This window comes from Acinetobacter sp. Li1LvA2 (assembly GCF_056156705.1).
Genome location: NZ_JBSICF010000006.1, coordinates 71,563 through 91,057, shown reverse-complemented (window position 1 = coordinate 91,057; position 19,495 = coordinate 71,563). Strand labels below are relative to the sequence as shown.

Here is a 19,495-nt window from a genome sequence, read left to right as displayed (position 1 = left end):
GGTGATTAACTTTTTGAGCAAGTGATGGAAAATTTTGAAGTTATAAAAGCACTGTTTTTAGGCTTTGTCGAAGGCTTAACTGAATTTTTACCAATCTCGAGTACAGGCCATTTAATTTTATTTGGTCATATTATCGATTTCCATTCAGACGGCGGTCGTGTATTTGAGGTCGTAATCCAGTTGGGTGCTATTTTGGCAGTGTGCTGGTTATACCGACAAAAAATTGTTAACTTGATTAAAGGCTTCTTTAGTGGTGATGTGGAATCACGTCATTTTGCTATTAGTGTGCTTATTGCTTTCTTCCCCGCAGTTATTATTGGGGTTTTGGCAGTAGACTTTATTAAAAGTGTTTTATTCAGTCCAATTGTGGTGGCGATTGCTTTAATTGTCGGTGCTCTTATTATTTTCTGGGTTGAATCTAGACAATTTGAACATAAGACACTCGATGCAACCAAAATTACTTTTAAACAAGCACTTTTAGTCGGACTTGCTCAATGTGTTGCCATGATTCCAGGAACTTCACGTTCAGGTGCAACAATTGTGGGCGGAATGTTTGCTGGCTTGTCACGTAAAGCTGCTACAGAATTCTCTTTCTTCCTTGCTATGCCAACCATGTTGGGTGCTGCAACTTTTGACTTGGTTAAAAATGCTGATGTACTGACCGCCGATAATATGATTAATATTGGGGTAGGTTTTGTTGCTGCTTTTATTGCCGCGTTGTTTGTTGTAAAAGCATTGGTTCTATTTGTAGAGCGTCATACGTTACGCGTATTTGCTTGGTATCGAATTGCACTCGGTGTAATTATTTTAATTGCAGCAATGTTCTTTAATTTATCGGCTTAAATAATCTGATGAAGTGAAAAACCTAGAATGTTCTAGGTTTTTTTATGCCTAAAAATTGATTTGAATTGCCTATTTATACAAAGTAAACGTAAGACAGATGTTTTCATTTTAGGTTCATTGTTATATTGATTATTAGATTACTTCTCACAATAAAACTATGCCGCAAAAACATCTTACAGAACATTTGGTCGATGCATTTTTGCACTTGGCTCCAGCAGAAGGACTCTATCCTACTTTTATCTCTAACATCACTTTGATGCGTGTAGATCATTCCACACCACCTGTTGCCGTGCTGCAAGAACCCTCAATTGTTTTAGTGATACAGGGATTAAAGCGAGGATATATTGGTAAAGAAATCTTTCAATTTCAACAAGGGCAGTGCTTATTCATCTCAATTGCAATACCTTTTGATTGCGATACTGTTGTTGAAAATAATGAACCCATGTTGGCGATTGCAATAAAATTTGAACCACAAATGATGGCTGATCTCATTACTAAAATGGATAAACAGCAACAAGTGATTACTGAAGATGCTCACTCGGAAGATTTAAAATTAAGCTGTGGGCTTAGAGTGATTGACATGAATACCACCATTTCTGAGGTTGCTCTCAGATTGCTCAATTTACTTCGCTCTAAACAAGATACTTTTATATTGGGTGAGCAAGTCAAAAGAGAATTGGTTTATCGTGTGGTGCAGGCCTCAGGTGGCAATCTAGTCGAGAGTTTATCGGCTATAGCAAGTCGAAATGGCGTGATTTACACCATTTGTGAAATTATTCAGCGTGATTATTATCATAACTTAACGGTTCAAGAGTTGGCGAAACAAGCGGGCATGAGCATATCGCTTTTTCATCAGACTTTTAAAAAGGTGACGAATTATTCGCCTTTACAGTACATCAAAATTACTCGGTTACATAAGGCACGTGAGTTAATCATGAACAATAAAATGGGTGTAGCAGAAGCCGCCTATGAGGTGGGTTATGTCAGTGCTTCACAATTTAGCCGAGAATTTAAGCGACTGTTTGGCGTTCCACCCAAGTCCTCAATTATTTAACGTAGATTAGTATTTTGAAATATAAATCAAACATGGAGCATTTTATGACCCTTCCAACAACCATGAAAATTATTGAAATTACGGCTCCGGGTGGACCTGAGGTTCTAAAAGTTCAAGATGCTAGTCTTCCATTACCTCAAGCAAATGAAGTCTTAATTGAGGTAAAGGCTGCTGGAATTAACCGTCCTGACGTTTTACAGCGTATGGGTTTATATCCAATGCCTAAAGGTGTTACTCAAATACCCGGACTTGAAGTCGCTGGTGTCGTGGTTGCTGTAGGTGAACAAGTAGATCAATTCAAGGTTGGAGATAAAGTTTGTGCTCTAACAAATGGCGGTGGTTATGCTGAGTACTGTGCGGTAACTGCAACTCAAGTATTGCCAATACCTGAAAATTTATCATTTACTCAAGCTGCTGCTATTCCGGAAACATTTTTTACGGTTTGGGCAAATTTATTTGATATTGGCCGTTTAAAGAAAGATGAAACCGCACTGATTCATGGTGGGGCAAGTGGTATTGGAACCACAGCTTTAGCGATTTGCCAAGCTTTAGGAATTAAAACTTTTGCTACGGTTGGTAGTGAAGATAAAGTTGAAGCACTCTCTAGTTTCACCACAGCAATTAACTATAAAACCCAAGATTTTGAGCAAGAAGTTTTGAAACATACTCAAGATCAAGGTGTTGATGTCATTTTGGACATTGTGGGTGGTTCTTATTTCACGAAAAATTTAAATCTATTAAAACGTGATGGCCGACTTGTCATTATTGGTTTTATGGGTGGTCGAATCGCAAAAGAATTTGATTTACAAAAACTGATTTTAAAACGTGCCACAATTACGGGTTCAACGATGCGAGCACGTAATAGCCAAGAAAAAGCCGAGATTGCACAATCTTTGCATGAGCATGTATGGCCGCTCTTGGCACAAGGTAAATGTTTACCGCAAATCTATAAAACGTATGCTTTTTCAGATGTACAAAGTGCTCACGCATGTATGGAACAAGGTGATCATATTGGAAAGATCGTTTTAGAAATGAATGCGTAACGCTGTAATCATTGAAGTTTGGGCGAACGACAGGTTCGCCTAAACTGAATTTTATAATTCTAGATTCTGCCTATTTCTCTATAAAAATTGCCAAATTCTATTGGCAGATTGCACCAGTTCCATAACTTCACCTATAAATTGAGTAAGAAATAAAAATTGGTTCTTACCTTATTATTTCTTTCCATACTGATGAAAAAGGATAGTAACAATGAATACCGCAAATATTGATGATAAAAATCCTACTCCAGATTTGGCTGAAGATAATGCCTTTTTCCCATCACCTTATTCACTAAGTCAATATACTGCTCCTAAAACCGATTACGACGGCACGACTTATTCAACGCCGTATGCGGGCAATAAAAAAGTTTTAATGATTGCAACTGATGAGCGTTACATTCAGATGCAAAACGGTAAGTTCTTTTCAACAGGCAACCATCCTGTAGAAATGCTTTTACCGATGTTTCATTTAGATAATGCAGGCTTTGAAATTGATGTTGCGACACTTTCTGGGAACCCTGCCAAACTTGAAATGTGGGCAATGCCAAAGCAAGAACAAGTTGTATTAGACACCTTTCAGAAATATGCAGACAAATTAAAAAATCCATTAAAGCTAACTGATATTTTAGAAAATGCAGTAGGGGAAAACTCACCATATGCGGCTGTATTCATTCCGGGTGGGCATGGCGTATTAGCTAAAATTCCACATAGCCTTGAGGTGAAAAAAGTTCTTAAATGGGCGGTTGAACAAGATAAATTTATTATTACCTTATGCCATGGTCCAGCTTCATTACTTGCTGCGGCAGTAGATGAACAGCCAGAAAACTATATTTTTAAAGGCTATCAAATTTGTGTATTCCCAGATTCATTAGACAAGGGAGCAAATATTGATATTGGTTATATGCCTGGAGCTTTACCTTGGCTAGTTGGTGAAAACCTTGAAAAACTCGGTGTAGAAATTTTAAATAAGGGCATTACAGGTCAATGTCATAGAGACCGTAAATTGCTAACTGGTGATAGTCCGCTTGCTTCTAATAATTTAGGAAAACTTGCAGCTGAAACATTGTTGGCTGAAGTGAAAGACTGAGTACACAGGTTTTATGGAAATAGGACTTTTTATTAAGTCCTATTTTTTATAATAAATAATGTGTTAGGTAGAAATTTAAAAATTATAAGTGATGTAAAATCAGCATACTAAGTAAGAAATAGGAGAATATTAAAATGATAAAAATAGAAGATATAAATCTACTTGAGCAAGGGTATAAGATGGTATTTGATTTAAGGTCATCTTCTTCAATCTTAATGGATGAAAATTATATCAAAAATATACAGCAAACTACTTTGGATAAGGGAACAACTATGGGGCTTAAGGGCGACAATGGTTTATATGCAACAGCTGAATGGTGGGGAAATATCAAAAATGGCAATATAGAAACTTATTGTGTTAAAGGAGTAATAGTTGGGATTAATGAGGAAAATCCTTTTATAGAGGGGAATACAATGATTACAATTAAAGTAAATAGAACTAATAAAGAAATTTTTCAAGATATAGTTTTTACTAGTAAAAGAGAAAAAAATATTAGTGAAGAGCTTTACAAAGCTGGAAATGAGATAGTATCCATTTATATTCTTGATAAATTAAAAGAAGATGATGTTTGGAATTGGCTGGTAGAGGAAAAGTATGGTGTTTCTCCATTACTCAATAGAGTTTATATTAAGGGTGGGGGTGAAAATATTTTATATTAATGAATTATAGGAATTTAATATGAATGAGGATAAGATTAATATTATAGCCTATAATTACGTAGGTTATATTAAATTAAATAAAGATATTATTTTTCCTGCTAATGGGAATGGAAATGATATTATTTATAACCAAAGTGGAATTAATAGGAGAGTTTTTTCTGGATATGTTAGCTTTCCCGAAGTTGAAAAGAACACTTTATTTTATATGAAAGCTTTTTTGCTTACTCTTACTGTAGATATACCTTGTAAGGAAGAAATTCATTCTTTAATTAAAATATTTTCATATTGTGAAAATCACTCTTCATTAATTGAAAAATTATCATTAGGGCTAACATCTAATTCAAAAGGCCTTGTTTTTAATGGGCTTAAAGAAATAATAGGTGATTTTTACTTATTAGAAAAAATTGATGACTTGTTTTTCTATGATGGAAGAGAGGAATTATACAATAATTTTTTAAAAAATGATAAATAATTTAGATAGTTATAAAATATAAAATGGATAAGGATTAAATAAAATGATAGAGAATTGTGCACTGATTAATCAAGGATATAAATTGATTTTTGATTTAAAAATATGGTTGGAGAAAAATGGGGAGGATGAGATGAGATCTACACATGCTTTGACTCTGGATAGCACTACTAATAGTGGTTTAAGTGGAGTGTATGGTTTATATGGAACAAGTGAGTGGTGGGATAATATTGAAAAAGGTAATATTGAAACATATATTGTAAGGGGGTAATAGTTGATCTTAATAAAGGGAATGTTTTTGTTGATGACAATACAATGATAACTATTGAGTCAGATAATACTGAAGAAGAGATATATGAAGGAGTAGTATTTACGAATGAAAATTTGAAGAAAGAGTATAGTCATCTTTATTCTATAGGAAATAAAATAGTTGTTTTTTATATATTAGATGAGTTGAAGGATAAAGATACTTGGAATCCTTTAATTCAAAGTAAATTGGGTGTTTTGCCTATAACAAGTAAGATTTATATTAAAGAGGAGAGTTAATTTTTTATCATTGCCTCTGTAAGTAATTTTGAAAATTATAGTAAATATATAGGCTATAACTAATTTTTAAAATTGTTAAGGGGAGTTCTGATTAAGGAGATTTAATAAATATAAATAGATTTTTGAATATGGTGGTAAGTATCACTAAATATAAATTTTAAGATTAAGGGATAATATTATAAAAAAACTGTGGTGATGGAGGTGGCTGGTAATGACGAATTTGTATAGCTTACTATTTATACCAGTGTTAGTGGCATGCTCTGGTACAGTTGATTTACTTGTTTCTGGTAATGCTAATAGCGGAATTATATTTCAGCTATCTAAAAGTGATGCCAAAAAGCTTGATAATGGTTTTCGATTTTATGTGATGGATAATAGTGCTGTTCCTGCTGGTGTATTGAAAGAAACAGTGTGGGAGATTAAGATAAGCAGGGAAATAAGTTGGTTTAATTTTAAAAATGATTATGCCTATAAATGGACTTATGGAGTTAAACCAAGTGGATTTAAAGAGATTATAAAACCCAAGCAGCTAAAGTTAAATACTCAATATTATTATTCGATTGATGGTGGGGGAGGCTATCATGGTTCTGGTTGTTTTTATTTAAATGAGAACAAAATGGTTATAAATAGTAAGAGCTGCTAAATAAATTTAGTAGTAGGGCAAGAGGTAGGAAGTGAAAGAAACTTATCTTTTAATATATACAAGATATAAATTACTAATATTTACGGTATATACCTTAATTTCTGCTTTTGGATTATTTTTGCAATATATCAACGAAGTTTTATCTATATCTTCTGTTTTAGTTATAGTTTCATCAACTTTTTTTTGCTTATATGCTTGGTTTAATGGAACTTTTACCTTTGTATTTGCTATAGATGTTAATAGTAGTACAGGCGAGGTTTATAGAAGATGGTGGGTAATTCTTTTTAGCTCTTTGTTCTATGTGTATACTTTAATTGATCCTTTTCTATAATCATTACTAGCATATCTATTTGGTAGATTATATGTGCGCCCTGCGGGACTCGAACCCACGTCGGTCACTTAGGAGGCAACTGCTCTATCCAGTTAAGCTAAGGGCGCATAATTTTATGATTATAAACAAAAAAGCTATTGTGAAGGCAATGGCTTTTTTACGTTTTAGTTAATAAAACTTTTGCCAGAGTGGCCAATAAAGATAAAGTTGAACCATTCAACGGTTTCAAACACTTATATCTGTAGAAAAACAGTTTAGAAAGCTAAAAAATCACAAAAAATTCATGTTGATCTTTCTATGATCTGAAGCAAAACACGAAAACATTCAAGGCAAGCAATCGGGTAAGTGAAGCTATTACCGAAAGGTTGTTTGTTAAAGAATCAGATTTGGCTACAGCATAATTTAAAAGGGCATAACATGAAAAAAATTGATGAGCAGGACTTATCTAGAATTATTGAAATGGCATGGGAAGATCGAACCCCATTTGAAGCAATTGAGCGAGAGTATGGCTTAAGTGAAAGCGAAATTATTCGTTTAATGAGATACAACCTGAAAACTAATAGTTTTAAACTCTGGCGCAAACGTATGGCAGGGCGTAAAACCAAGCATCAGCAATTACGTTCACCAGAAGTTGAACGAGCTTACTGTTCTCGTCAGTATAAATATGCTTAAGACAATCAAATATAATCAACTGAAATACAACTGATTCAACAATGAAGAGTAGTGTTGAATCAGTTAAAACAATCGCGTGAAATATTTACTTATTTGAGCGAGCCTGTCGTTTACATCTTTCAGAGCAATATTTTACTTCTTCCCAGCAACGCTCCCATTTCTTTCGCCAGTTAAAAGGGCGTTGACAATAGACACATATTTTCTGGGGTAGATGCTGTTTTTTCATGATCTTAAAGCTCATCAAGTTGATGAATAAGTAACTTTGCATGCTTCATGACAGAAGCTTTATCTTTCATACGATCAAGGTTTTTGTAGACCATAGCCATTCTCGGATTCTGACGAAATATGGCCTCATGCTGGCTCATAAAATACCAATACAAGCTGTTAAATGGACAACTGTCTGATTCAGTTTTGGTTTTGACGTTATATGTACAGTGCTGACAATAATTTGACATTTTATGTATGTAATTACCTGATGCAGCATAGGGTTTACTTGCCATGATGCCGCCATCAGCATACATGGCCATGCCTAATGTATTTGGTAATTCGACCCATTCATAAGCATCTACATAGACAGCTAAATACCATTCGCAAATTTCTGATGGGTTTACTCCTGCTAAAAGCGCAAAGTTGCCTGTAATCATTAAACGCTGAATATGGTGAGCATAGCCATGTTCAAAGGTATTTCTGAAACACTCGGCCATACATGCCATTTTTGTATCACCCGTCCAGTAATATTGTGGCAGCGGCGTGGTGGCATGAAGGGTATTTTGATCGCTATAGTCAGGCATACACAACCAATAGATTCCACGCACATATTCCCGCCATCCTAATATCTGACGAATAAATCCTTCTACTGCATTTAAGGGGGCCTGTCCGTTGTAATAGGCTGTTTGAGCAGCGTTGCACACCTCTTGTGGCAATAACAATCCACAATTTAAATAAGGCGAGAGCAGACTATGAAACATAAAATCTGATCCATAAACCATAGCATCTTGATAATCGCCAAAGTGGGGTAGGTTGTTAGAAATAAAATGGTCTAAAGCAAGTAAGGCATTTTGACGGGTTGTTGCCCATAGAAAGGAATTGAGATTGCCGATATGTTGAGAAAATTCTTTCTTGACCAGTTGAATAACATCTATATCAATTTGATCATGCTTAAAGGTTAATTTTGCTGGCAAAGGTGGATTGCCTGACCACGCTTTTCGATTGGCTTGATCAAAGTTCCATTGCCCGCCTACGGGTTGTTGGTCATGCATTAAATAGTGAGTTTGCTTGCGCATTTCTCGGTAAAAGTATTCCATCCTTAGCGTTTTATATTTGTTTGCCCATTGCTTGAATTGTTCTACGGCACAAAAGAAGCGATCATCTTCTAAACAAATAACAGGTAGTTTTAGTGAGTTAGACCATGAAGTATCGATTTCATGCTGTAAGCGATACTCACCACATTGGGTAACGACGAGAGCATTCGCGAAGAAGTGTTGCTGCTGCAAAGCAATAAAGTCGACTAACTTTTTTATATGACTTTCGCGCTTAAATGTGTGATAAAGGATTTTCCAGCCCTGTGCTTTTAATTCTTTTGCAAAGTGTCGCATTGCACTAAAAATCAGCACTATTTTTTGTGGATGATGAGCAACATAAGATGTTTCCTCAAGTACTTCAGCCATCAAAATAATGTCTTCATTTTGGTTTAAATATTTGAGCGTTGCGAGTTGGTGATTTAATTGATCACCTAGAATTAAACCAAATCGCATATTTTTGCTTCATGAGATGGAACTAAAACTAGTCTAAATTTTCAGAGATCAATTTTATGTGAAGCAGTGCTTCTAAGTTCATCAATAGTCACTTAACTATAAAATCATAGATATAACTTAAAAGCATAACGAGTGTGAATAAAATGTGATTTTAATCAAAAAGATACAAATTAAATAAATTGAAGGTGTTTGCTAATATGCGTAAGATTTTTGAAAAATATGTTTTAAGTCTGATCCTTTTGAAGAAGCTATAGAGGCCGTCGAAAGGTTCTTCACTCGAGTATATAAATGGATACCAACAACCTTCCTATTGCTTATATTTTTCAGCAACAACAACTTTTGGTTGATGCAGATTTTAATCTACCTTACCTTAAACAGCAGGAACATGATTTACATATACAATCAGATCCTCAAGTAATAGCAAGAGATTTCCAAGAAGGTGAACCTATACCAAATGGATATCAGTTCATACCTATTCGCCAACTCTTGCAGTATTGGACTAAACCGCAGTTTGAACAGGCAAGTCGTGCTTTTCAGTTACTAGAGTGGCGTCGTAATCATCAGTTTTGTAGCCGTTGCGGACATAAAACCCAGCAGCATAAGACTGAATATTCTATGACTTGTCCAGCATGTAATTTTAGTCAATATCCTAGAGTTAACCCTTGTGTGATTACTATCATTACGCGTGGAGAGAACGAGATTTTGCTGGCTAAAAATGCCAGAAATACAACCCAGATGTATAGTTTAATCGCAGGCTTTGTAGAGGTAGGGGAAACACTAGAAGATGCTGTTCGACGTGAAACATTAGAAGAAGTCGGATTGAAAATTAAGAATATTCAATATTTAGCGAGCCAACCATGGCCATTTCCGAGTAACTTAATGTTGGCCTTTAAAGCCGAATATGAAGCGGGCGAAATTGAAATTCAGGAGAAAGAACTTAGCGATGCTCAGTTTTTCAAATTTGATCAATTACCTGAAATTCCATTTAAGGGCAGTATTGCTCATGCAATGATAATGCACATTATTCATGGCAAGCCTGTAGCTGATGATACGAAACAGTGGCTCTAAACAGACATCCAGGTATGATTTTAACCTTATAGTCTTAAATAAAAAAAGCCACTGTCTAGACAATGGCTTTTTTTATTTATTTATTCTTCAGGATTCTCAATGGAATCTAACTTTTTAGGATTTAAATAGTCAAAAAGTACGAGCATTGCCGTAATCCAAATAGGGATCATCATTACTGACTCTTTGAAGCCTTGAGTCCACATAATATAGAGAACCACAGCAATAAACGCTAAAACTAAATAATTACTAAATGGCGACCATAACGCTGGAAAAGATGTCTTAATATTCGCGTGCTTAACAAAGCGTCTATACTTCAAATGTGTAATTGATATCATTGCCCAGTTTAGAACAAGTGCACCAACCACAACATACATAAGATGTCCAAGGGCATCTTCAGGTACAAAGTAGTTTAAAAGAACACAACCAAAGATTAATAAAGCAGAAAGCAGAACAGCGGGAATAGGAACCCCCTGTTTATTGGTTTTTGCAAAAACTTTTGGTGCATTCCCTTGTTGAGCGAGACTGTAGAGCATACGGCTATTTGCAAACATCCCACTGTTATAAACAGAGAGGGCAGCAGTTAAGATAATAAAGTTCAGTAAGTGTGCAGCCCAACCAATTCCCATTTGGCTAAAAATCATAACAAATGGACTTTTGTCGAGACCGCCAAGATCTAATTGGTTCCATGGCACTAATGAAAGTAAGATTGCCAATGAACCGATATAGAAAATCAAGATACGGAAAACGACTTGGTTAATTGCTTTTGGAATGGTTTTTTTCGGATCTTTCGCTTCTGCTGCGGCCATACCAATCAGCTCAATACCACCAAAGGCGAACATCAAGAAAGCCAACATATAGAACAGGCCACTAAAGCCATTTGGAAAAAATCCACCATGAGACCAAAGGTTACTAAATGAAATGCTTGAACCTACATCTGCTGTAAATAGCAAATAAAGCCCAAACACAATCATAGAGATAACCGCAGCAACTTTAATAATAGCGAGCCAGAATTCGGACTCTCCATAAAATTTGACGTTGGTTAAGTTAATTGCCGTAATTACGACAAAGAAAAATAAGACAGAAGTCCACGCTGGAATATGAGGCCACCAATAATTAATATATTTGGCTACCGCGGTGAGCTCACTCATCGCCACCAGAACGTAGAGTATCCAATAGTTCCATCCGGTTAAAAATCCGGGAAATTTCCCCCAATATTTATACGCAAAATGGCTGAACGATCCTGCAACAGGTTCTTCAACAATCATTTCTCCCAAGTGACGCATAATCAAAAACGCGATTAAGCCGCCAATGGCATATCCTAAAATAATGGATGGTCCCGCAGATTGAATCACTTGCGCCGAGCCTAAAAATAATCCGGTACCAATTGCTCCACCCATAGCAATTAATTGGATATGTCGATTTTTTAGTCCTCGTTGCAGTGTAGAAGATTCGTTGGTCAAAGGTCTTCACTCACAATGAATAAGTAAATTATTCTAATAGATGGAGTTATTTTAGCCTAGACTACAAATTAATAAGCTGTGACTGAAAAGTAATATTAAAATATATTTAAAATCATTGGTTTACTTTTAATATTTCAATATAGAGTGAAAAGTGCTCTAAAAAATATAATTTCATATAGACTTTTTTTCATAGATTTTGCTTAGATTAAGTCATTGCAAGCATATTGCTAAATTCTCAAAATATGCTCGCGTCAATACGATTGATGTATAAAGCAGATTACTATCTCTTGGCCTTAAAACAATTTAAGATGCAGAGAAGGGTAAACAAGAATGCTTGTTTTGATATAGAAGAACATAATAGTAAGGATAACAGTTGATATGAGCTCAGTACCGCAAATTAAAATTCCAGCAACTTATATGCGTGGTGGAACTAGTAAAGGTGTCTTTTTTAAGCTTGATGATTTGCCAGAAAAAGCCCAAGTTGCAGGACAAGCAAGAGATCAGCTCTTACTACGTGTTATTGGTAGCCCAGACCCTTATGGAAAACAAATTGATGGGATGGGCGGAGCCACTTCGAGTACCAGCAAAACAGTTATTCTCGCTAAAAGTACTCAGCCAGATCATGATGTTGATTATTTGTTTGGTCAGGTTTCAATTGATCAGGCTTTTGTAGACTGGAGTGGTAACTGCGGAAATTTGACTGCTGCGGTTGGTTCTTTTGCGATTTCAAATGGCTTGGTAGATGCAGATCGTATTCCAGAAAATGGCTTATGCACGGTTCGAATCTGGCAAAAAAATATTCAAAAAACCATTATTGCACATGTACCTATCACCAATGGTCAAGTTCAAGAAACTGGTGATTTCGAACTCGATGGCGTGACATTTCCTGCTGCTGAAGTTCAAATTGAGTTTTTAGATCCAGCCGATGATGGCGAAGAAGGCGGCGATATGTTCCCGACAGGGAATATTGTTGATGAATTAGATGTTCCTGATCTTGGTCGTTTCCAAGCGACTTTTATTAATGCCGGAATTCCAACCATTTTCTTAAATGCAGAAGATTTGGGTTATCAAGGTACTGAATTACAAGATCATATTAATAGTGATGCAGCTGCACTGGCACGCTTTGAAAAAATTCGTGCGTATGGTGCGGTACAGATGGGTTTAATTAAAGATATTTCAGAAGCGGTTGCACGTCAGCACACACCAAAAATTGCTTTTGTTTCTAAACCGAAAAACTACACGGCATCGAGCGGTAAGAGTGTTTCAGAGAGTGATGTTGATTTATTGGTTCGTGCTTTGTCGATGGGTAAACTACACCATGCGATGATGGGAACAGCGGCCGTGGCGATTGGCACGGCAGCCGCTATTCCGGGTACTTTAGTAAATTTAGCTGCGGGCGGTGGTGAGCGTGAAGCGGTACGTTTTGGTCATCCATCTGGAACATTACGTGTTGGTGCTCAAGCGGAACTTATTAACGATCAATGGGTCGTTAAAAAAGCCATTATGAGCCGTAGCGCACGTGTGTTAATGGAAGGTTGGGTACGCGTCCCAGGTGACAGCTTCTAAAAGTCGTTAAATAAGAAAAAGCCTCTCAATCATGTAGAGGCTTTTTTTACGTTTGCCTTCAAAAACTCATCACCCACTTTTCACAGTGAATCGTGTATGATGTAGCGCATGAATGCTTCATTACATTCAATAAAATTTCTCTACTGATTTTATCGAGGCGACTGTGTCATCACTCTCTCAAGTTAATGCGGATGTTTTAAAACAAGCTCAACAACGTATTCAACAAGACTTATTGACGACACTGGCCGCGTTCTCAATTCCAGAGCCTTTAAAAAGTGCAGTACACCATGCAGTCATGCTTGGTGGAAAACGTGTGCGTCCAGCTTTGTGTTATGCCACTGCTTCTTTACAGCCAAATCCAAATTTTGCGGCGGCTCGCCGTGCGGCGGTTGCTGTAGAGTTAATTCATTGTTATTCGCTAGCGCACGATGACTTACCTTGTATGGACAATGATTTATTGCGTCGTGGTCAGCCGACGTGTCATGTTGCATTTGGTGAAGATACTGCTTTACTCGCAGGCGATATTTTACAATCAATGGCTTTTGAGGTTTTAGGTAGTCGTTTGTTCGATGAGCAAGGGCAGGGCACCGATGCTGCAATTGTATTAAAACAAATTCAGATTTTAGCTACAGCTACTTCTAAAATGGTCTCTGGACAGGTTTTAGATTTACAATCTGAAGGCAAGCAAATTACTCAAGACGAACTTGAAAATATCCATCGTAATAAAACTGGTGCGCTTATTCAGGCTGCAATTATGATGGGTGCAGTCACTATTTTCTCTGGAACAGATCAAGCAATTCCAAAATTGCGCCAATATGGGCAGACCATTGGACTGGCTTTTCAAGTATTAGACGATATTCTCGATATTACTTCGAGTACTGAAGCTTTGGGTAAAACTGCTGGTAAAGATGAGCAAGTTCAAAAATCAACATACCCAGCTTTAATGGGGCTTGAGCAAGCACAGATTTATGCTAAAGAATTGCATGATCAAGCTTTTGAAGCCTTAGCTCATTTTGGTGACAATGCAAAAGAATTGGTTGATATCTCACAATTCCTTTTAGCACGTACCAACTAATAAAAAATTAAATTAATAATCCTGCTTATATTCATATTCAATGAATAAAGGAGATAAGAATGAATGGTGACCAACTCCATCAAAAAGCAATTGAAATTGCGAGAAATCTTCCATTCAGCCAACAGACCCACCCATTTGGGCCAGAGTATGAAGTTTTTAAAATCTTAGAAAAAATATTCATCCTGACAACGGAAGTGGCAGGCGTCAAAATGATTAATGTCAAATGTGACCCTTATAAAAGTCAGGAATATCAGGAGCTTTATTCATTTATTATTCCGGGTTATCACATGAATAAAAAACACTGGATTTCGATTACGCCGCATAGGAATTTAACAAGCGATTTACTTCAAGACTTAATTCATGATTCTTATGATTTGGTCGTAAAGAAGCTACCATTGAAAGATCAGAAAAGACTAAAAAACAAATAATATAAAACATAAAAAAACGGCGACATTATAATAGTCACCGTTTTGATTTCAATTACCTATTTGAAGTAATGAAATTAATTATGCTTTCCCATAATACCGCGAATTGTATTCAAGACATCAGCAGGTAAAACCACAGTTTTGGCATTACTTGATTTCGCCATATCTTGCATTGCTTTAACATATTGTTCACCCAAAAGGTAAGCAACTGGAATCTCTTTATCACCGACTGCGCTGGTCACCATTGAAATCGCTTTTTGAGATGCTTCAGCTAAAACAACTTGAGCTTCTGCGTCACGACGTGATGCTTCTAAACGACCTTCTGCACTTAAAATAGCAGCCTGTTTTTCACCATCTGCTTTAGTGACAGCCGCACGACGTTGACGTTCTGCAGCAGCCTGTTCTTCCATAGCAGCTTGCATGGTATGAGAAGGTTGGATGTCCTGAATTTCAACTGTTTTTAAGGTGATGCCCCAATCCGAAATATCATCAGAAATAGCGGCTTTTAATTTAGCTTTAATATGATCGCGTGAAGACAATGCATCATCTAGATCCATTTCACCAACAATAGAGCGTAATGAGGTTTGTACAAGGTTTTGAATAGCCCATGTATAGTTTTCAATACCATATACTGCTTTTTCCGGTGTAGTTAAATTAATATAGGCTACAGCATTCATAAGCAATACAGCGTTATCACGTGTAATGACTTCCTGTGATGGAATATCGAGCACAATATCTTTCGTGGTAATTTTATAAGCCACTTCATCTACATAGGGAATAACAAAATTAAGCCCTGGATTTAGCGTAGAATGGTACTTACCTAAACGCTGAACAATCCATTTATAGCCCTGAGGAACAATACGGACCCCTTTAAAAATGGTAACAGCAACAAAAGCCAAAAAGGCTAAAACAATAATAGTACCGACTGGCATAAAATACCCTCTCTTTATCTTTAATGTTTATGAAGTACCGTGGGTTTGAACAATTAAGTCATTACCCGAAATATCAATAACTCTAACTCGATCGCCCACTTTAACAGGAGTGGTGCTCCGACAATTCCACTCATCGGCCCCTAAAATAGGCATTGGAAAGCGAACAATAATTTGATCATGGTCTAGACCAGTTTGAATCACCATTCCAATTTGACCAATCGTTGCTTCACGGGGTAATCCCGCTTTAGTTTTATCAATCGATAAGGGTTTAATAAATTTGAACCAAAGAATGGTGCATAGCACTGATAGTATTATCCACAATACAATTTGTGTTGTGAGGCTAATATCTGGAAATAACCAATAGAGAATGCACACCATAATGGCGGCAATACCAAACCAGAGTGCAGCAAAGGCAGGGAGGATCAGTTCAGAAAGAATAAGTAAGATACCCAATACAAACCAATGCCAAGGTTGTACAACGAACTCCATAGATCTGCTCTTTTATATATATTTATGTGAGTAAAAGTGACTCAATATCACTTTTACCACTGTAGCAGATGATGGGAAATGTGGATAGAAAAAAACCACCCCAATTAGAATTTAGAGCGTGGTGCTGGCTTAAATGCTGCTGGAGATTTTTTGAAGGTTGCAATCGCACTCTCAATTTGGCGAATTTGAGCTTGAGCAGCTTTTTCACCTTCCAAAATTGCCTGATTACTTGATTTGAGGTCAAGTGTACCTAAATGACCCACTTTAGGCTGAATCACAACATTGGCTTGCTTGAGTTCTTCATTAATACTTTGTTGACCCATAATATTAATGGTTTGATCTAGTAATCCCCACATATTGGCTGGGCGATTACCTGCCGGACGCGCAGAAATATCAACCGCAATCACAATATCAGCTCCCATATCACGAGCTGTTTTAACAGGAATTGGACTCACCAATCCGCCATCTACATATTTTTGATTACCAATAGTTGCTGGTACAAACACATTTGGAATACTGCAAGAGGCGCGTACTGCTTGGCCTGCATTACCTTTAATAAAGTCTGCCTTTTGACCATTATCAAGACGAGTTGCCACAGCCGCAAAACGGATTGGGAATTTCTCAATCGGTTTATTGCCAACATTACGGTTAACGTAGTCTTGTAACTTTTGCCCGAGAATAATGCCTTGACGGTTAAGCGTTAAATCACGGATATCAGACTCTTGTAATTTCAGAGCCAGACTTTGCAATTGATAAGGTGTTTGTCCACTCGCGTAAATACTTCCAACAAAGCTACCAGCGCTGGTACCTGTTACAATTTTAGGCTTAATTCCATGAGACTCTAAAACCTTGATCACACCAATATGTGAAAATCCTTTTGCTCCACCGCCACCTAAAGCAAGCGCAATTACAGGTTCACGGGCTTTAATTGAGGTAGTCGGCGTTGGTGTTTTGCTAAATTTATCACAGCCAAAGAGTGCTAGAGAGATAAATCCAATACTGGCAAATTGAGCAATTTTCATCTTTAAAAATAATCTATGTCGAGATAAATTAAGAGGGGTCATAAGACCAGATTCGATCAATTTTTGCTAGGTTTTTTTCACTAGATTTTGTAAAGGTTCCGCAAGCCAATTACGGTTTTTTGGGGAGATTTTCCCTTCATAGCGATCAAAAATCTTTTGTAGATCTTCATCATAATTTCCACTTGGGTCCAAATGGCCTAAGCAATAAATCGTTTTATGATCATAATCAAAAGAAAACATGACAATAGGAATATTAGCCTTTGCAGCAATATGATAAAAACCACTTTTCATTTTTTTTGCTTTTTTACGTGTGCCTTCGGGTGCCATTCCAATCCAGATTTTGTCATATTTTTGAATAGTAGAAACAACTTGTTCAGTCAGTCCATTTGCTGTATCACGTTTAACCGGAATGACTCCGGCCCAATCTAAAGCTCGTTTAAATGGTGGTTTAAAAAGGGCATCTTTACCTAATACTGTAATTTGGATACCTAATCCGAAAATTGCAAGAAAGCCATACCATCCATCAATATTGGAAGTATGGGGTGAAATAATCGCGACTGCTTTTGGAAAATTAGGAACTTCGCCTTCAATTGTCCAACCTTGCGCTAAAAAAAGTTTTTTAAATAGTGCTCGGCTTAAAGCAGTACCACGTTGGGGTACCAAATCAGGTAAATTAGGGAAATATTGGTCCATATTTTTTTAAATTTTAACTTGTCCTTGTTTTATCTTAGTCTTTTGAAATATATGCTTCATTGGCAAAATGTAAGAACAACATGACATTTGATGTTATTCCTCATTAAAGAAATAAAAAAGTAGGTATATATGTTTCGGCAGCAAAATCTTTATCTTTTGCTATTTTCCTTATATTGGGCACAAGGGCTACCTGTCGGTTTTATGACGCATGCTTTACCTGTTATTTTAAGGGCGCAAGGTGTGTCACTCGCTCATATTGGTGGTTTTGGTCTATTAATGTTGCCTTGGTCAATTAAGATCTTTTGGGCGCCGTGGGTTGACCGACATGCACTTTCCCGTTTAGGGCACTATCGTAGTTGGATTTTACCTACGCAGTTTTTGACGGTAGGTGTGCTGTGTATTTTGTCTTTTTCCCCCATTCAGGCTTTAGATCAGCCTTTTTATTTATTCGCCTTTTTTATTTCGCTTCTTTTAATGAATTTAACAGGAGCAACACAAGATATTGCGACCGATGCTTTGGCCGTCAATTTGTTACAGCATGACCAACAACATTGGGGAAATACATTTCAGGTGATTGGTTCCCGACTCGGTTTTATTGTCGGGGGAGGTGCCGTACTCTGGTGTTTAGACTGGTTAACATGGCAACCCACTTTTTTACTATTAGCGGTCTTGGTGTTTTTAAATACTTTACCCGTTTTATTATTTAAAGAACCTAAACATGCAGCTTATTCAGTTCATCAACTTAAACCTAGCCAGCAAAATTTAGTCATAAAAATTAAAGCCTACTTGAGCTATTTCTCTCAAAATAAAGAGCTTCGTTCTTGGTTAGTTGTACTTATTACTTTTAAAGTAGCAGATGGTTTAGCTGGACCATTACTTAAACCTTTAATGGTCGATATGGGGCTAAGCTTTACTCAAATTGGTGTTTATATCACCATGCTCGGTGCAGTAGCAGCACTGGCAGGGGCAGCAATAGCTGGTGGAGTGCTTAAATACTTTTCGAGATCTACCACTTTAATTATTTTTTCAATATTTAAAATCATGAGTTTAGCGGCTTATGCCTATTTAGCTTATGCTTACGAGCAGAAAATTCAACTCAATGTCTGGGCTATCTATACAATCAATGCTTTAGAGGATGCATTCTCGGCAATGTTGTTGGTGGTTATGTTGACCTTAGTCATGCACTACAGTCGAAAAGAATATGCAGGTACAGATTTCACCTTTCAGGTTTCAGTCATGGCGACTGTGAGTGGGGGGCTTTATAGCTTAAGTGGTGTGTTTGGAGATGCCTTCGGTTATTTCTATTATTTGATAGCTATTGTCATTATTGGCACTGTTACTTTGCTCCCTATTTCTCTCTGGAAACATGCAAAACTACAAGAAAAATAATGTTAACTAAATGAAATAAAGAAATTTAATATCGATTAAGGAATGATCTAGTCATTATCTACTACCTTTGTCTATGTTTCTAAAAATGTATGTTTTTAGCTATTTAAATGCTCTATTAATTGTGCCATCTTGTTTGGGTAGCAAATGGAAGCTAACTGGAGTAAAAATGGATTTCGTTAACAAGAAAAATCATGTGAATCAATTAAAATGGGTAGAAAAATGTTCAAGTAGATTGGATATTAGCCTAAAGTCTAAAAAAGAATAATGAAATAACGATT

General features: G+C 36.5%; 21 protein-coding genes, 1 tRNA gene and 1 pseudogene. 15 read left to right on the top strand and 8 right to left on the bottom strand.

Annotation, left to right across the window (positions count from 1 at the left end; translation table 11 throughout):
• The first annotated feature begins 24 nt into the window (after nt 1-24).
• From ACS604_RS13005 to ACS604_RS12970, 8 genes and pseudogenes are all read left to right on the top strand, one after another.
• Entirely contained in the window at nt 25-843 is an 819-nt protein-coding gene (locus ACS604_RS13005) for an undecaprenyl-diphosphate phosphatase (protein WP_016137097.1), read from the top strand.
• A 157-nt stretch (nt 844-1,000) separates the two neighbouring features.
• Complete coding sequence (locus tag ACS604_RS13000; RefSeq protein ID WP_474771923.1) at nt 1,001-1,897, top strand: AraC family transcriptional regulator; 897 nt, start codon at nt 1,001-1,003, stop codon at nt 1,895-1,897.
• 32 nt (nt 1,898-1,929) lie between these two features.
• Nucleotides 1,930-2,940, top strand: coding sequence for an NAD(P)H-quinone oxidoreductase (locus ACS604_RS12995; RefSeq protein WP_474771922.1), 1,011 nt, complete (start codon nt 1,930-1,932; stop codon nt 2,938-2,940).
• 208 nt (nt 2,941-3,148) lie between these two features.
• Entirely contained in the window at nt 3,149-4,024 is an 876-nt protein-coding gene (hchA, locus tag ACS604_RS12990) for a glyoxalase III HchA (RefSeq protein WP_013196940.1), read from the top strand.
• Nucleotides 4,025-4,158: 134 nt separating this feature from the next.
• The gene (locus tag ACS604_RS12985) at nt 4,159-4,683 is read left to right on the top strand and encodes a hypothetical protein (RefSeq protein ID WP_474771921.1); all 525 of its coding nucleotides are present in this window, start codon (nt 4,159-4,161) and stop codon (nt 4,681-4,683) included.
• Between the two features lie 19 nt (nt 4,684-4,702).
• Nucleotides 4,703-5,155, top strand: coding sequence for a hypothetical protein (locus tag ACS604_RS12980; protein ID WP_474771920.1), 453 nt, complete (start codon nt 4,703-4,705; stop codon nt 5,153-5,155).
• 43 nt (nt 5,156-5,198) lie between these two features.
• Nucleotides 5,199-5,698 (top strand): annotated as a pseudogene (locus tag ACS604_RS12975) (hypothetical protein).
• Between the two features lie 211 nt (nt 5,699-5,909).
• On the top strand, nt 5,910-6,341 hold the full coding sequence (locus ACS604_RS12970) for a hypothetical protein (RefSeq protein WP_474771919.1): 432 nt from the start codon (nt 5,910-5,912) through the stop codon (nt 6,339-6,341).
• Between the two features lie 365 nt (nt 6,342-6,706).
• Here the strand turns inward: ACS604_RS12970 and ACS604_RS12965 are convergent.
• Nucleotides 6,707-6,779: transfer RNA gene (locus ACS604_RS12965), tRNA-Arg, on the bottom strand.
• 310 nt (nt 6,780-7,089) lie between these two features.
• Between ACS604_RS12965 and ACS604_RS12960 the strand changes: the two genes are divergently transcribed.
• The gene (locus tag ACS604_RS12960; RefSeq protein ID WP_174730585.1) at nt 7,090-7,344 is read left to right on the top strand and encodes a TIGR03643 family protein; all 255 of its coding nucleotides are present in this window, start codon (nt 7,090-7,092) and stop codon (nt 7,342-7,344) included.
• A gap of 85 nt (nt 7,345-7,429) precedes the next feature.
• Here the strand turns inward: ACS604_RS12960 and ACS604_RS12955 are convergent, their stop codons facing one another.
• Together ACS604_RS12955 and ACS604_RS12950 are read right to left on the bottom strand one after the other, a co-directional pair.
• Entirely contained in the window at nt 7,430-7,570 is a 141-nt protein-coding gene (locus ACS604_RS12955; RefSeq protein ID WP_079377804.1) for a DUF2256 domain-containing protein, read from the bottom strand.
• Between the two features lie 4 nt (nt 7,571-7,574).
• The gene (locus ACS604_RS12950; RefSeq protein WP_474771918.1) at nt 7,575-9,098 is read right to left on the bottom strand and encodes a cryptochrome/photolyase family protein; all 1,524 of its coding nucleotides are present in this window, start codon (nt 9,096-9,098) and stop codon (nt 7,575-7,577) included.
• 288 nt (nt 9,099-9,386) lie between these two features.
• On the opposite strand from ACS604_RS12950, the gene nudC reads away from it, so the two are divergent.
• Nucleotides 9,387-10,166 (top strand): NAD(+) diphosphatase, encoded by a 780-nt coding sequence (gene nudC / locus ACS604_RS12945; protein ID WP_474771917.1) that lies wholly within the window; start codon nt 9,387-9,389, stop codon nt 10,164-10,166.
• An 80-nt stretch (nt 10,167-10,246) separates the two neighbouring features.
• Here nudC and ACS604_RS12940 read toward each other — a convergent pair whose 3' ends face one another.
• Complete coding sequence (locus ACS604_RS12940; protein WP_004789335.1) at nt 10,247-11,626, bottom strand: amino acid permease; 1,380 nt, start codon at nt 11,624-11,626, stop codon at nt 10,247-10,249.
• Nucleotides 11,627-12,004: 378 nt separating this feature from the next.
• Between ACS604_RS12940 and prpF the strand changes: the two genes are divergently transcribed.
• The 3 genes from prpF to ACS604_RS12925 all read left to right on the top strand — a co-directional run bounded on the left by prpF (nt 12,005) and on the right by ACS604_RS12925 (nt 14,695).
• On the top strand, nt 12,005-13,192 hold the full coding sequence (gene prpF / locus ACS604_RS12935) for a 2-methylaconitate cis-trans isomerase PrpF (protein ID WP_474771916.1): 1,188 nt from the start codon (nt 12,005-12,007) through the stop codon (nt 13,190-13,192).
• Nucleotides 13,193-13,355: 163 nt separating this feature from the next.
• On the top strand, nt 13,356-14,267 hold the full coding sequence (locus ACS604_RS12930) for a polyprenyl synthetase family protein (protein ID WP_004789337.1): 912 nt from the start codon (nt 13,356-13,358) through the stop codon (nt 14,265-14,267).
• A gap of 59 nt (nt 14,268-14,326) precedes the next feature.
• Nucleotides 14,327-14,695, top strand: a complete 369-nt coding sequence (locus tag ACS604_RS12925; RefSeq protein ID WP_474771915.1) for an MmcQ/YjbR family DNA-binding protein — start codon at nt 14,327-14,329, stop codon at nt 14,693-14,695.
• Between the two features lie 74 nt (nt 14,696-14,769).
• Here the strand turns inward: ACS604_RS12925 and ACS604_RS12920 are convergent, their stop codons facing one another.
• From ACS604_RS12920 to ACS604_RS12905, 4 genes are all read right to left on the bottom strand, one after another.
• The gene (locus ACS604_RS12920) at nt 14,770-15,624 is read right to left on the bottom strand and encodes an SPFH domain-containing protein (RefSeq protein ID WP_004789339.1); all 855 of its coding nucleotides are present in this window, start codon (nt 15,622-15,624) and stop codon (nt 14,770-14,772) included.
• A gap of 27 nt (nt 15,625-15,651) precedes the next feature.
• Nucleotides 15,652-16,113, bottom strand: coding sequence for an NfeD family protein (locus ACS604_RS12915; RefSeq protein ID WP_004789340.1), 462 nt, complete (start codon nt 16,111-16,113; stop codon nt 15,652-15,654).
• Nucleotides 16,114-16,217: 104 nt separating this feature from the next.
• Nucleotides 16,218-17,135: a patatin-like phospholipase family protein gene (locus ACS604_RS12910; RefSeq protein WP_151964371.1), complete on the bottom strand. Its 918-nt coding sequence runs from the start codon at nt 17,133-17,135 to the stop codon at nt 16,218-16,220.
• Nucleotides 17,136-17,201: 66 nt separating this feature from the next.
• Nucleotides 17,202-17,828, bottom strand: coding sequence for a lysophospholipid acyltransferase family protein (locus tag ACS604_RS12905; RefSeq protein WP_474771914.1), 627 nt, complete (start codon nt 17,826-17,828; stop codon nt 17,202-17,204).
• 129 nt (nt 17,829-17,957) lie between these two features.
• Between ACS604_RS12905 and ACS604_RS12900 the strand changes: the two genes are divergently transcribed.
• Complete coding sequence (locus ACS604_RS12900; RefSeq protein WP_474771913.1) at nt 17,958-19,217, top strand: MFS transporter; 1,260 nt, start codon at nt 17,958-17,960, stop codon at nt 19,215-19,217.
• Between the two features lie 73 nt (nt 19,218-19,290).
• Nucleotides 19,291-19,482: a hypothetical protein gene (locus tag ACS604_RS12895; RefSeq protein ID WP_034591627.1), complete on the top strand. Its 192-nt coding sequence runs from the start codon at nt 19,291-19,293 to the stop codon at nt 19,480-19,482.
• Nucleotides 19,483-19,495: the final 13 nt, after the last annotated feature.

What these genes read in the sequence shown, in the direction of transcription:
- ACS604_RS13005 (WP_016137097.1), top strand. Translation starts at nt 25, where the DNA reads ATGGAAAATTTTGAAGTTATAAAAGCACTGTTTTTAGGCTTTGTCGAA.
- ACS604_RS13000 (WP_474771923.1), top strand. Translation starts at nt 1,001, where the DNA reads ATGCCGCAAAAACATCTTACAGAACATTTGGTCGATGCATTTTTGCAC.
- ACS604_RS12985 (WP_474771921.1), top strand. Translation starts at nt 4,159, where the DNA reads ATGATAAAAATAGAAGATATAAATCTACTTGAGCAAGGGTATAAGATG.
- ACS604_RS12905 (WP_474771914.1), bottom strand. Translation starts at nt 17,828, where the DNA reads ATGGACCAATATTTCCCTAATTTACCTGATTTGGTACCCCAACGTGGT.
- ACS604_RS12920 (WP_004789339.1), bottom strand. Translation starts at nt 15,624, where the DNA reads ATGCCAGTCGGTACTATTATTGTTTTAGCCTTTTTGGCTTTTGTTGCT.
- ACS604_RS12950 (WP_474771918.1), bottom strand. Translation starts at nt 9,098, where the DNA reads ATGCGATTTGGTTTAATTCTAGGTGATCAATTAAATCACCAACTCGCA.
- ACS604_RS12955 (WP_079377804.1), bottom strand. Translation starts at nt 7,570, where the DNA reads ATGAAAAAACAGCATCTACCCCAGAAAATATGTGTCTATTGTCAACGC.
- ACS604_RS12915 (WP_004789340.1), bottom strand. Translation starts at nt 16,113, where the DNA reads ATGGAGTTCGTTGTACAACCTTGGCATTGGTTTGTATTGGGTATCTTA.
- prpF (WP_474771916.1), top strand. Translation starts at nt 12,005, where the DNA reads ATGAGCTCAGTACCGCAAATTAAAATTCCAGCAACTTATATGCGTGGT.
- ACS604_RS12960 (WP_174730585.1), top strand. Translation starts at nt 7,090, where the DNA reads ATGAAAAAAATTGATGAGCAGGACTTATCTAGAATTATTGAAATGGCA.
- hchA (WP_013196940.1), top strand. Translation starts at nt 3,149, where the DNA reads ATGAATACCGCAAATATTGATGATAAAAATCCTACTCCAGATTTGGCT.
- ACS604_RS12910 (WP_151964371.1), bottom strand. Translation starts at nt 17,135, where the DNA reads ATGAAAATTGCTCAATTTGCCAGTATTGGATTTATCTCTCTAGCACTC.
- ACS604_RS12995 (WP_474771922.1), top strand. Translation starts at nt 1,930, where the DNA reads ATGGAGCATTTTATGACCCTTCCAACAACCATGAAAATTATTGAAATT.
- nudC (WP_474771917.1), top strand. Translation starts at nt 9,387, where the DNA reads ATGGATACCAACAACCTTCCTATTGCTTATATTTTTCAGCAACAACAA.
- ACS604_RS12900 (WP_474771913.1), top strand. Translation starts at nt 17,958, where the DNA reads ATGTTTCGGCAGCAAAATCTTTATCTTTTGCTATTTTCCTTATATTGG.
- ACS604_RS12970 (WP_474771919.1), top strand. Translation starts at nt 5,910, where the DNA reads ATGACGAATTTGTATAGCTTACTATTTATACCAGTGTTAGTGGCATGC.
- ACS604_RS12895 (WP_034591627.1), top strand. Translation starts at nt 19,291, where the DNA reads ATGTTTCTAAAAATGTATGTTTTTAGCTATTTAAATGCTCTATTAATT.
- ACS604_RS12980 (WP_474771920.1), top strand. Translation starts at nt 4,703, where the DNA reads ATGAATGAGGATAAGATTAATATTATAGCCTATAATTACGTAGGTTAT.
- ACS604_RS12925 (WP_474771915.1), top strand. Translation starts at nt 14,327, where the DNA reads ATGAATGGTGACCAACTCCATCAAAAAGCAATTGAAATTGCGAGAAAT.